At 39.4% G+C, this 12,509-nt stretch carries 8 protein-coding genes; 6 read left to right on the forward strand and 2 right to left on the reverse strand.

The annotated features are described in order from the left end of the window. Positions 1–776 (reverse strand): AraC family transcriptional regulator (locus ACOVO2_RS05680; RefSeq protein WP_421769033.1); only part of this gene is annotated, 776 nt, incomplete at its 3' end. Between the two features lie 330 nt (positions 777–1,106). Here ACOVO2_RS05680 and ACOVO2_RS05685 point away from each other — a divergent pair. From ACOVO2_RS05685 to ACOVO2_RS05695, 3 genes are all read left to right on the forward strand, one after another. Beyond that, positions 1,107–4,142 carry a SusC/RagA family TonB-linked outer membrane protein gene (locus ACOVO2_RS05685; protein WP_421769040.1) on the forward strand — a complete coding sequence of 1,012 codons (3,036 nt, stop codon included), beginning with the start codon at positions 1,107–1,109 and terminating at the stop codon, positions 4,140–4,142. Between the two features lie 13 nt (positions 4,143–4,155). Beyond that, positions 4,156–5,826, forward strand: a complete 1,671-nt coding sequence (locus ACOVO2_RS05690; RefSeq protein ID WP_421769034.1) for a RagB/SusD family nutrient uptake outer membrane protein — start codon at positions 4,156–4,158, stop codon at positions 5,824–5,826. 205 nt (positions 5,827–6,031) lie between these two features. Then, positions 6,032–6,916, forward strand: a complete 885-nt coding sequence (locus ACOVO2_RS05695; RefSeq protein ID WP_421769035.1) for a sugar phosphate isomerase/epimerase family protein — start codon at positions 6,032–6,034, stop codon at positions 6,914–6,916. A 63-nt stretch (positions 6,917–6,979) separates the two neighbouring features. Here the strand turns inward: ACOVO2_RS05695 and namA are convergent, their stop codons facing one another. Next, the gene (gene namA / locus ACOVO2_RS05700) at positions 6,980–8,050 is read right to left on the reverse strand and encodes an NADPH dehydrogenase NamA (protein WP_421769036.1); all 1,071 of its coding nucleotides are present in this window, start codon (positions 8,048–8,050) and stop codon (positions 6,980–6,982) included. 227 nt (positions 8,051–8,277) lie between these two features. On the opposite strand from namA, the gene ACOVO2_RS05705 reads away from it, so the two are divergent. The 3 genes from ACOVO2_RS05705 to ACOVO2_RS05715 all read left to right on the forward strand — a co-directional run bounded on the left by ACOVO2_RS05705 (position 8,278) and on the right by ACOVO2_RS05715 (position 12,438). Further along, positions 8,278–9,651: a 3-keto-disaccharide hydrolase gene (locus ACOVO2_RS05705; protein ID WP_421769037.1), complete on the forward strand. Its 1,374-nt coding sequence runs from the start codon at positions 8,278–8,280 to the stop codon at positions 9,649–9,651. A 32-nt stretch (positions 9,652–9,683) separates the two neighbouring features. Beyond that, positions 9,684–11,714, forward strand: coding sequence for a glycoside hydrolase family 3 protein (locus ACOVO2_RS05710; RefSeq protein WP_421769038.1), 2,031 nt, complete (start codon positions 9,684–9,686; stop codon positions 11,712–11,714). Between the two features lie 67 nt (positions 11,715–11,781). Next, positions 11,782–12,438, forward strand: a complete 657-nt coding sequence (locus ACOVO2_RS05715; RefSeq protein ID WP_421769039.1) for a Uma2 family endonuclease — start codon at positions 11,782–11,784, stop codon at positions 12,436–12,438. The last annotated feature ends 71 nt before the right edge of the window (positions 12,439–12,509 follow it).

Raw genomic sequence — 12,509 nt, forward strand, 5'->3', positions numbered from 1 at the left:
CCACTTTCAAACGAAATCTCGGCTACACTCATTTTATCGACCATCAATAGTTTACAAGCATGTTCGATGCGTATTTCGGCCAAAAACTGCGTAAAAGTTCGGCGAGTACGCTTTTTAAAATACCTACTAAAAGCCGACTCACTCATATTTGCCAAATCGGCAACGTCTTTCAATTGAATTTCTTCTTGGTACTTGAGCATCACATACTCAAATACTTTGTTCATACGAGCCGAATCAACTTCATTTCGGAGCGAAATTGGGTTGGTCGTGAGGTCTTGTTTATCTTCACTTTCGCATAAGATCGTCAGAATCGAAATCATCTCCAATAACCGTTCCATGCCTACCAAATTTGGTAAGTTCTTGAATTTAGGCGTTACTTTCGCAACCGTTTTTTCACCAAAGCTTAGGCCTCTTTTCGAGCGTTCGAGTAAAGCTTTTATGGCCTGACTTTCGGGTAATTGAAGGAATTTTTCGCCTAAAAAATCTTCTAAAAAGTGAATAACCAACGAGCGGGCTTTCAGCTTAGAATCTTTGTTATAAAAATCTTCATCGTTGCGGTAGTAGTGTGGCAAATATGAGCCAATCATGCACAAATCACCAGGCTTGAAATCAGTGATTGAACTTCCCACAAAACGTTTCCCTGTACTTTCCAAAACTAATACTATTTCATACTCTGGATGGTAATGCCAAGGTGTAGAGAAGTAAGGCGTTTCTTGCACAAACAGATTGAATGAAGAATCAGCAGGATTTGATATTTTGAGTAACTGAGGTTTCATTTTTTCAAGAATCATGTTTAGGTCCGACCTTTATAGGTGTTTTAACTAATTTCTTTTATAAAATTTATTAGAAACATTCTATTTGTGCGACTAAATAATAGATTATGACAGCTAATTTACGACATAAATGACACAAAGTACATTATTGAAAGGCTTATTTGTCAAAAAAATATTAGAAATGGGTCAAATTTTAGTGGTAGTAATTTGATAATAAATGTAGTTTTGTAATTATTCTAATTAAAAATTTACTTATTTTTAGTTCGTCTATTTTTTACCTTTATTTATTAACTAATCCTTTATTAATTGAGTATGAAACAATTACTACAAAAGATGATGCTCAGCTTGGCTATTTTGATTAGCTGGCAGTTGTCCGTAGCCCAGAGCAGAGCAGTATCAGGCAAGGTCTCCGATACTGGTGGCAATCCGCTGCCAGGAGTAAGCGTAACAGTAAAAGGTACATCACAAGGAGCAATCTCTGATGCAGCAGGAAAGTTTTCGGTACAAGCAGCTAACAATGCGACTTTGGTATTTAGCTACATTGGCTATAAAGCAAAAGAAGTGGTTGTAGGTAACCAAAATAATGTTGATGTAACGATGGAAGAGGATGCTGCTTCTTTGAATGAGGTGGTAGTTGTTGGTTATGGTTCTCAGAAAAAAAGTCAAACAACAGGTGCAATTTCGCAAGTAACTGCCAAACAAATCACAGAAATGCCCCTTACTAACTTAGGTCAGGCTTTACAAGGTCGTGCGGCAGGTGTTGATGTTTCACAGTCTGGTTCAAAGCCTGGTGCAGCACCACGTATCCTTATTCGTGGTCGTAGGTCATTTAATGCAGGTAACGACCCTCTTTATGTTGTAGATGGTATTCCGTTATCGGCCGGTTACGAAGACATTAACCCAAATGACATCCAATCTATGGAGGTTTTGAAGGATGCCACTGCAACGGCCATTTATGGTGCTAGGGGGGCAAATGGTGTAATCTTGGTAACTACCAAAAGAGGTGCCAATAAAGGAAAAACAACAGTTACTCTTGATACTTATGCAGGAGCTTCGAACGCTTACAGTCAATTGGAGTTATTTTCGGGAGAAGAATTTGCCGAATATGTAAGAGAGGCTTACAGAGCCACTGGTTTGTATAGAGACGCTGCTGGAAACCCTGTTCCAACAGGGGTTGCAGATGCAGCTGCTGATGCAAAAGTTGCAGTTTTGGGTGGCGACCCTAACGTTGCCGCTGGTATTGCTGCTGGAAGAAATACCCAATACCAAGATTTGATTTTGAGAACGGGTATGATGCAAAACCATACTATAGGTATTCAAGGCGGAAATGAGAAAACTTCATTTTATATCTCAGCTGGCTTTTTCCAGGACAAAGGGATTACAAAATTATTAGACTTTACACGTAATTCGCTTCGTGCCAATATCGACCATCAGATAAATAAAAGATTGAAAGTGGGAATCTCATCATATATGATGTATTCAATCAGAAATGGTGAAAACTTAAACCCATATGCAAATACTTTGAGTGCTAATCCTTTAGGAACTCCATATAACGCAGATGGTTCATTGATTTTTGAGCCTACCAACGACGCCTTGTTATCTAATCCACTTTCAGAAGTAGTGGATGGTGTAAATATTGACAATACAAAAAGATACCGAATTTTTAACTCAATCTTTGCAGAAGTTAAAATTTTAGATGGCCTTACGTATCGTTTAAATTTAGGCCCAGACTTTACAATTTCACGTTGGGGACGTTTCATTGGTTCAGAAACTAATGCTCGTCGTCGTGGGGACTCACAGGCGTTCAATGAAAACCGTTTTGGATTTAACTTCACCATGGAAAACATCGTGAATTATAACAAAAACTTTGGAAAGCACTCTCTCAACGTAACAGGTGTTCAATCTATTCAAAAAGACAATTTCGAAACTTTTGGAGCGAGTGTTCAGGGTGTGCCTGCTCAAACACAGTCATTCTATAGCCTCAACTCTGCGTCCTCTGTTTTGGGAGTTGGTTCCAACCTTATTGAATGGACTATCAACTCATATATGGGTCGTGTAAACTATGCATTTAATGATAAATATTTAGTGACATTGACAATGCGTCGTGATGGTTCGAGTCGTTTTGGTGAGAATACCAAGTATGGTAATTTCCCTGGATTTGCCTTAGGTTGGAATATCACAAATGAAGCGTTCATGAAGCAAATATCTTGGGTTGATTTATTGAAACTGAGAGGTGGATGGGGTAAAGTAGGTAACACTGGGGTATCTCCTTACCAAACACAAGGATTGTTGGGTCGTACTACTTATGCGTTTGGTGCAACAGGTGCGTTTGGTTACAGACCTAATACGATTGGTAATGCAGATTTAAGATGGGAGTCTTCGGCAAACGCTAACATTGGTCTCGATTTCTCAATATTCCGTGGTCGTGTACAAGGTTCATTAGAATTGTACGAAACAAATACTACTGATTTGCTTCTATCTGACTTCTTGCCAGGTTCTACAGGGTTCAACGCCGTAACAAGAAACGTAGGTCATACAAGAAACAGAGGTATTGAACTCGGTTTTACAACCGTGAACGTAGATACAAGAGGTGGATTTAAGTGGACTACCGATTTCCAATTCACTAAGAACAAAGAAGAAATCGTAGAATTATACAACGGTAAAGTAGATGATGTGGGTAACAGATGGTTTATTGGACAACCCCTAAACACTTACTATGACTTCAAGAAAGTAGGTATTTGGCAAACAAATGAAGCAGACCAAGCCAGAGCTTTTGGTTCTGAAGTAGGGCAAATCAAGATTCAGGATACAAACGGCGATGGTAGAATCACAGCCGCTGACCGTGTGATTATTGGTAATGACGTTCCGAAATGGGCGGGTGGTCTTACAAACAGATTTGAATACAAAGGATTTGATCTAAGTTTCTTCTTATTTGGTCGTTTTGGCAATACTATTTTGTCTGGATTCCACAGAAACCAATTAGCGTTGGCAGGTCGCTATCAACAAATTAAAGTTGACTACTGGACCCCAAATAACCCAACCAATGAGTTCCCACGTCCAAGAAGTAACCAAGAGTTCCCAGTGTTTAACTCTTCTTTATTCTATTATGATGGAAGCTTCATAAAACTACGAAACATAAACTTCGGCTATAGTTTGCCAAGTGGCGTTGCGAAGAAGATAGGAGCAGAATCTATCCGTATTTTCTCATCTATTCAACAGCCCAAAATTTGGTCATCTTACCTGACTAAATATAATGGTGTTGACCCAGAAGCTGCTATCACAACTTCTGCAACAGGTACTACAGAGGTTAATAGTAACGTAACTCCATCTACAACTGTAACTACTTTTGGTCTAAATATCAACTTCTAAAGCATTAATTAAAATGAAAATAAATAAGTTAAAAGGAATAGCACTTGGTGGTCTTCTACTTTTGAGTACCTCTTGCCAAGATTTACTAAAAGAAACCGTCGTTTCACAGATTGGTAACGATTACATGAATACAGCAAAAGGCTTTGAAGATGCCACAAGAGCTGCATATTCGTCATTAAGAACATTCTATGGTACTCAGTTAGGGTTAACACTTACCGAATACGGTACAGATATATATGCTACCGGAGCTGATGGTGCTTATAAAGGGTTTCACTTCTACGATAACCAAATACAACCTACGGTAGATTACCTTGCTATTTTGTGGGATGAATTATATAGGGGTATCAATACTTGTAATGCTATCATCGGGCGAGCAAGTATTACAATACCAGGTATTTCGGATGCTACAAAGAAGCTAAGGGTAGCAGAGGCAAAGTTTTTAAGGGCTCATTATTATTATATTTTACATCAACAATATGGCCCAGTTGAGTTGAGACTCACCGAAACAACCGGCCCGACTAAGGATACAAAAAGAAATAGTGATGCTGAAGTTTATGCTCAAATAATCAAGGACTGTAATGAGGCTATCGCCGACCTTGAGAATAAAGCTCATTCGACTGACTATGGTAGAGCTACAAGAGCATCCGCCGAAGCACTTTTAGCAAAGGTGTATTTAGCGAAAGCTTACGGGCCAAATAAAGCCGCTGATGATTTCCAAAAAGCCGCTGATTTGTGTACTAACCTGATTACAAAGTATAATTTTAGACTTTTAGATGATTTTGCAGCAGTACATGACGAAAATAATCAATTAAATTCAGAAGTTGTTTTCGCAGTTCAATACACGGCTGACCAGATTGCCAATGCTACCAATGTAGGTGGCGAAGGTGGTGGCGGTAATAACCTCCATTTGTTTTTTGGTATGGTATATGATATACAGGCGGGTATGGTACGTGACGTATTCTGGGGTCGTCCGTTTAGACGCCTTAGACCTACATCTTATTGCTTAAACACAGTTTTTGGCGAAAGAGTAAACGATTCTCGTTACAAGAAGTCGTTTAGAGATACTTGGTTATGTAACAATCCAGGGTCTTTCAATACTTCTTTTGATAACTCAAAGTCTCGTGTTACGTTTGCTGCGGGAGATACCACAATCTTCATACCTGGCTTCGAGATGAGCAGAGAAGAAAGAGCCAAAAGAAAATATCAAGTATTGGTTCCGAGTGCTTATAATGAATCATTATTTCCACCTTTACAAAAATTCTTCGACACTAAGCGTTCGGACAGAACAGAACCAAGAGGCTCGAGAGACTATTTTGTTTGGCGATTGGCAGATATCTATCTGATGCGTGCAGAAGCAAACCTTCAATTAGGTAAAAGAGCAGAAGCAACCGCAGATGTAAATATTGTACGTCAGCGTGCAGGCTGGCCGGGTAGAAAAGAAGCTATGAGGATTACAGAAGCTCAGATGACATTCGATTTCCTTGTAGAAGAGCGTGCAAGAGAGTTGGCAGGTGAGCAAATGCGTTGGTTAGATTTGAAACGTTGGGGGCTTTTAGTAGAAAGAGTGAAAAGACATAATCCTCAAGCTCAGGCCGTGGCAGACAAACACTATGTGAGACCAATTCCACAAACTCAAATCGACCGCTCGAATCCAGGTGCTTTTGCTCAAAACCCAGGATATTAATATTTAGTAGATTTGTTTCATCATAGTACTCAGAGAGACTCCTCCACTTCGAGGAGTCCTCTTTTTTGAAACAAAATCTATCAAACAACACAATGCCACAACTGTTAGTAAATATAACCAGTTGTGGCATTATTATTTACAAGAAATCACATAACTTGTAGCCATGATTTCGGTCAAAAAATCAACCCTCAATATCTATAAAACTATGAACAGAAGAGATTTTCTTACACAAGCATCTATCCTTACAGCATCGTCCTTTTTATCTTTAGAAGTATTGGCCGCCAAAAGTAAACATAAAATCGCCTATTCGGCTATCACATGGAATGGTAATGATTTAGTAGCCATCGGCGATATTGCCGCTTTAGGCTTCAAAGGAATCCAGCTAAGAGCTAATACTTACGCTCCTTTCAAAGATAAACCACAAGATTTGAAAGACACCATTACAAAAAGTGGTTTACAACTTGCAATGTTTTCGAGTGGAAATGTAAGTATTCAAGATGATATTACAAAAGATATTGAAACGCACCTCAACCACGCAAAATTCATTAAAGCTTTGGGCGGAAAATCTTTGCAGATAACCAATAATTCTCGTCCGAAAGACCGCCTTCCAACAACCGAAGAGTTGAAGAAATACGCCAAAAACATGAGCGAAGTGGCAAAGGTTGTAAAAGGCGAAACGGGCATTCAGCCAGCGTATCACAATCATATGAATCAACTCGGCGAAACCCCCGAAGAAGTAGATATTATCTTCAACGAGATGAATCATAAATATATTTTGGCATTGTTGGATGTGGCTCACTACACGCAAGGCGGAGGAAATGCAGCCGATGCAGTGCTAAAATATAAAGACATTTTGTACGCAACGCACATAAAAGATACGAAAGTAACTGATTCAAAGTCTGGTTATCAGTTTGTGGAACTGGGACAAGGAAGAGTAGATTTTCCTGCAATTTTTGAGAATTTAGAAAAGATTAAATTCAAAGGCTGGAATATCATTGAGCTTGATTCGGTGCCAGTAAAAGGCCGCACTGCTCTCGAATGCGGCCAAACCAGCAAAAAATACCTGGAGTCTATTAAAGTAAACTTCTAAACATTTGTGGGGCGAACCGAGCGACGGCGGCCGACGCTCGGTCGCATCCTGTTCGCCCTTATATTATTTCTTCCCTCTCAAATATTGACTCGGCAACTCAATATCAAAACCCAGTTCGTGAGCTGCACTTTGCGGAAAATATGGATTACGCAATAATTCTCTCGCTAAAAACACCAAATCAGCTTTGCCCGAAATGATAATTTCATTGGCTTGTTCAGCCGAAGTGATTAGCCCGACTGCTCCTGTTTTTATACCAACTTTGGCTTTTATTTCTTCGGCAAAAGGTACTTGATAGTTTGGTGCAATCGGAATTTCTTTCGGAGCGACAAATCCACCCGTCGAACAATCAATCAAATCAATTCCTTTTTCTTTCAAAATAGCCGAAAGTCTAACTGAGTCTTCAATCTTCCAGCCGTCAGCACGCCAATCTGTGGCCGAAATTCTGACAAAAAGTGGTGTTTCGGCAGGAACAACTTCTTTCACGGCATCAATTACCAACATCAATGCCCTCGAACGGTTTTCAAAACTTCCTCCAAACTCATCAGCTCGTCTGTTGGCTACTGGCGAAAGAAACTCATTCAGTAAATAACCATGTGCAGCATGAATTTCTATGACTTTAAAGCCTGCCTCGATAGCACGCTTGGCAGCTTGCTTGAAATCTTCAACGATTTGTTCAATATCAGCCTTTGTTAGCTCTTTTGAGTAAGTTTTTTGGTCGGTCAATAAAGTAGCACTTGGCGAAACTGGTTGCCAGCCACCTTCTTCGGTTGAAATATATCTACCACCTTCCCACGGCACAGCCGAACTTGCCTTGTAGCCTGCATGAGCGAGTTGCACACCCGCAACTGAGCCTTGTTTGTGAATAAAATCTGTAATTCGGCGAATTGGTGCAATGTGTTCGTCTTTCCACAAGCCCAAATCTCCGGCCGAAATCCTTCCTTCGGGCGAAACCGCCATTGCTTCTGTAATTATCAAACCAGCACCTCCAACGGCTCGGCTACCTAAGTGCACAAAATGCCAATCATCCACAAAACCATCGGTGGCCGAATATTGGCACATCGGCGACATCACGATTCTATTTTTTAATGTAATACCCTTTATTTGGAGCGGAGAAAAAAGATTTATTTCTTCCATGAGTTATAGCTTAATTGAATGAAGTGAAAACTAATACATAGAAAATCGTTTTTTCGGCCGATTAGTTTCTTTTAGTGTTTCATTATACCTATTTCTTGACCCTATCTACAAGAATTAGGTCAATTAAATATCAAAATCTTAATATTTTTGGTTAAATAGATATTAGATTGGTATTCTTTTAATGCCTAATTTTGATTTATTATTCAACTCAAGTAGTAATTTTAAAAATGAAAAAAATTCTTGTACTTCTACTCACAATAGGGGCATTTTCACATACGCACGCTCAAAAAGAGCAGTGGAAAAGCCTATTCAATGGTAAAGATTTAAAAGGCTGGACTCAACGTGGCGGCAAAGCTACATATATAGTAGAAAATGGCGAAATAGTTGGTACAACCGTCAAAGACACACCAAACTCATTTCTCTGCACCGAAAAAGACTACGGCGATTTTATTCTCGAACTCGACCTCAAACTTGATGATGAAATGAATGGCGGCGTACAGTTCCGTAGCCTTTCAAAACCTGACTATAAAGAAGGTCGTGTGCATGGCTACCAAATGGAAGTTGACCCTTCACCAAGAGCTTGGTCGGGTGCTATTTATGATGAAGGCCGTCGTGATTGGTTGTATATTCCAAATAATAATCCTGAAGGTAAAAAAGCATTCAAGCCAGTTGGTCAGTGGAATAAATACCGCATTGAAGCCATCGGAAATACACTTCGTACATTCATCAATGGCGTTCCAACAGCCCATGTAATTGATGATATGACTGCACAAGGTTTCATTGCTTTGCAAGTACACTCAATCTACGGGCCAATGAAAGAGGGCATGAAAATTCGTTGGAAAAACATCAGAATTCAGACCGAAAATCTCAAACCAAGTCCGTTGGATAATTGTCCAGTTGTAAATTTACTTTTGAATAATCTTTCGGAACAAGAAAAAGCACAAGGCTTCAAAATGCTTTTCAATGGTAAAGATTTCACGGGTTGGAGAGCCGTTCACGGAACTGAAATGCCAAAACAACATTGGGCAGTAGTTGACGGAACAATCAACGTTAGTCCGTCAGATGGTTCTGAAACAGGTAATGATATTGTTACGAATGAGCAATTTGGTGCATTTGAATTAGTTTTTGAGTTTAAACTTACCGAAGGTGCTAATTCGGGTGTGAAATATTTCGTAAACGAAGCTTTTGATTCTAACGGAAAATCTGGTATCGGACTTGAATTCCAAGTGCTTGATGACGAAAAGCACCCCGATGCAAAAATGGGAGCAGTTGGAAATCGTACATTGGCGAGTTTATACGATTTGATTCCTTCTTACAAAATCGACAAAGATTTGAAAATGGACAGACGTTTCATCAAGAAAATTGGTGATTGGAATCAAGGCCGTGTGATTGTCTATCCAAACAATATCGTTCAGCACTGGCTAAATGGCTTCAAAGTAGTAGAATATGAGCGTAAGAGCAATGTTTTCAATGCTTTAGTGGCTCGTTCAAAATACAAAGACTATAACGGATTTGGTGCAGCCGATAAAGGAAATATCTTGCTTCAAGACCACGGCAATAATGTTTCGTTCAGAAATATCAAAATCCGTGAATTGAAATAAATCATTTTTCAACGCCATCTATTTAACCTATCATGAAAAAAATACATTTTATTGGAGTTGCTTTGTTTTGTGCAACGGTCGGTTATGCCCAAAAGCCCGTACAACCCACATTGGGGTATCGTTCGGTGAAAACACTGAAAGTCAACGGTTTAGAATTTAAAGACCTCAATAAAAACGGCAAACTTGATAAGTACGAAGATTGGCGTTTACCGCAAGAAGCCCGAATCAAAGATTTGATTTCGCAGATGACCCTTGAAGAAAAAATTGGCTTCATGATTATCAGCACTACTCGTATGGCGGGCGATAATGTCTTTCAGGCGAATGCCCCAAGAACCGAAATTTCGAGTGGGTTTAATGAAGAAGATTTGATTCAGCCCAACAATATGTTCACTCGCAAGCCTTTGGCTGTACCGATGATGTCGTCGGCAGGAACAACCAAAGGTGTGATGAATTTTCATCTGCGTCATTTTATTTTGCGAGCAAATACAAGTGCCAAAACAATGGCCGATTGGTCGAATAATTTGCAGGCATTGTGCGAAACCTCACGTTTGGGAATTCCAGCGATTGTTGCCTCAAATCCACGAAACCATGTAACGGTTGATGCCTCAGTCGGTTTGAGCGTAGGTACAACAGTTTTCTCAAGATGGCCAGGAGAATTAGGCATGGCTGCCATGCGAGATTTAAAATTGACTCGTGAGTTTGCCGAAATTGCTGCCAAAGAATGGGCTTCGGTCGGACTCAGAAAAGGCTATATGTACATGGCCGACTTATCGACCGAACCACGTTGGCAACGTACGGAAGGAACTTTTGGCGAAGATGCTGATTTAGCTTCCAACATGATTCGGGAAATAGTTTTGGGCTTTCAAGGCACAAAACTCAATAAAAACTCGGTAGCCATGACTACCAAGCATTTCCCAGGTGGTGGCCCACAAGAGGGCGGACAAGACTCGCACTTCGATTGGGGAAAGTATGCTCATTACCCAGGCGGAATGTTTGATTATCACGTAAAACCTTTCAAGGCGGCCATTGATGCAGGAACTTCTTCTATCATGCCATATTATTCTGCTCCAAAGGATAAAAGTATGGAAGCCGTAGGTTTTTCTTATAATAAGGCTATTATTCAAGACTTACTGCGTAAAAAACTTGGCTTCAAAGGCATTATCAACTCTGATACTGGCCCGATTGACATGATGCCGTGGGGAGTTGAAAACCTTACGATAGTTCAACGTTACCAAAAAGCCCTCGATGCTGGGGTTGATATTTTTTCGGGCGGAGCTGACCCTGCTCTTTTACTCGAAACCGTCAAGAAAGGAATGGTAACAGAAGAGCGAATCAATGAATCAATTGCCAAATTATTGAAAGAAAAATTTGATTTGGGTTTATTTGAAAATCCTTATGTTGATGTAGAAAATGCGGTAAAAACGGTTGGAAATGCTGAGTTTCAGAAAAAAGCAGATTTAGCACTCAGAAAATCAATTGTTTTGCTCAGAAATGATGCCCAACTTTTACCGATTTCAAAGAAAGCCGATGGTGGCCGCACAAAAGTGTATTTTGAAACTTACAAAGAAAGTAGCGGAAGAGGACAAGCTCAAACTTCGGCAATCAATGTAAATAAGCCAACTATTCAAAACCCAAACATCGAATTTGTTTCGACCAAAGAAGAAGCCGATGTAGTGCTTTTATGGTTGATTCCGAGTGCTGGCGGTTTGTTTAGTTCGGGCGGACAAGCCATCGAATTGAGTCTTTCAAAAAACAAAGTTGATGTTGCCCATGTCAATGAAATTTTGAATGCAAAACCAACCATTTTGGCTATCAACTTTACAAATCCTTGGGTGATTGACGAAATTGATAAGGGCAAAGCGAAGTCAATCTTAGCAACTTTCGGAACAACCCAAGATGCTCTTTTGGATATTGTTAGCGGAGCATTCAACCCAACAGGAAAAATGCCTTTTACGATACCAATTTCAGAAAAAGCAGTACAAGAAAACAAATCTGATGTACCGGGTTATTTGGAGCCAAATTATGCTCTATTTAAATTCGGTGCTGGACTGAGTTATAAGTGATTTGGTAGAAAAAACCACTGAAAATTTAAAATTTTTATTAGATTTACAGGGTTTTAATCAAAATCGTATGAACGCAACTTCCGAAATACTGGGTTTAATCATGGATACTCCCGAAGCATTTAAAATCTTGGAAAAAGCCCAAGATATGCTTCGAAATGAGCAACAAAAAAGAGAAGAATTTTATAATTGGGTCACAGATGACTTGAAAGCTGAGTTTATTAATGGTGAAATTATTGTGCATTCACCCGTAAAAAGTAGCCATGCTCAAGCAAGTGAAAATCTGTTTAGAATTCTTAGTATTTATGCTCTAAAACATAAACTTGGCAGAGTTACGCACGAAAAAGTAATGGCAAGGTTCACCAGAAATGACTATGAGCCAGATGTTATGTTTTTCAGTAAAGAAAAGGCCGATTTGATTCAACCCAATCAATCGCTTTTTCCAGTGCCAGATTTTATCGTTGAAGTTTTATCAGATAGTACAGCTGAAAGAGACCGTGGCATAAAATTCAGAGATTTTGAGGCTCATCAAGTATTAGAATATTGGCTGGTTGACGTAGAAGCAAAAGTAGTAGAACAGTATGTTATCAAGAATGGACAGTACGAACTTATCAAGAAAACCGATGAAGGCGTAATCCATTGCTCGGTTCTGAAAGGTTTAGACTTTCCAGTTGAAGCAATTTTTAGTGAACAAAAGCAATTTGAGTTTATTCAACAAATCATTTAGTATTCAATCAAGTACAAAATATTCAATCAGTATAAAACTATGACAACTCGTAGAGATTTTATTATCAAATC

The sequence above is a fragment of the Emticicia sp. genome, from assembly GCF_049241225.1.
Taxonomy (GTDB): Bacteria; Bacteroidota; Bacteroidia; order Cytophagales; family Spirosomataceae; genus Emticicia.

Bases quoted from the DNA above. Each gene is read 5' to 3' on its own strand.
- ACOVO2_RS05715 (WP_421769039.1), top strand. From the start codon at position 11,782: ATGAACGCAACTTCCGAAATACTGGGTTTAATCATGGATACTCCCGAA.
- ACOVO2_RS05685 (WP_421769040.1), top strand. From the start codon at position 1,107: ATGATGCTCAGCTTGGCTATTTTGATTAGCTGGCAGTTGTCCGTAGCC.
- ACOVO2_RS05695 (WP_421769035.1), top strand. From the start codon at position 6,032: ATGAACAGAAGAGATTTTCTTACACAAGCATCTATCCTTACAGCATCG.
- ACOVO2_RS05710 (WP_421769038.1), top strand. From the start codon at position 9,684: ATGAAAAAAATACATTTTATTGGAGTTGCTTTGTTTTGTGCAACGGTC.
- ACOVO2_RS05690 (WP_421769034.1), top strand. From the start codon at position 4,156: ATGAAAATAAATAAGTTAAAAGGAATAGCACTTGGTGGTCTTCTACTT.
- ACOVO2_RS05705 (WP_421769037.1), top strand. From the start codon at position 8,278: ATGAAAAAAATTCTTGTACTTCTACTCACAATAGGGGCATTTTCACAT.
- namA (WP_421769036.1), bottom strand. From the start codon at position 8,050: ATGGAAGAAATAAATCTTTTTTCTCCGCTCCAAATAAAGGGTATTACA.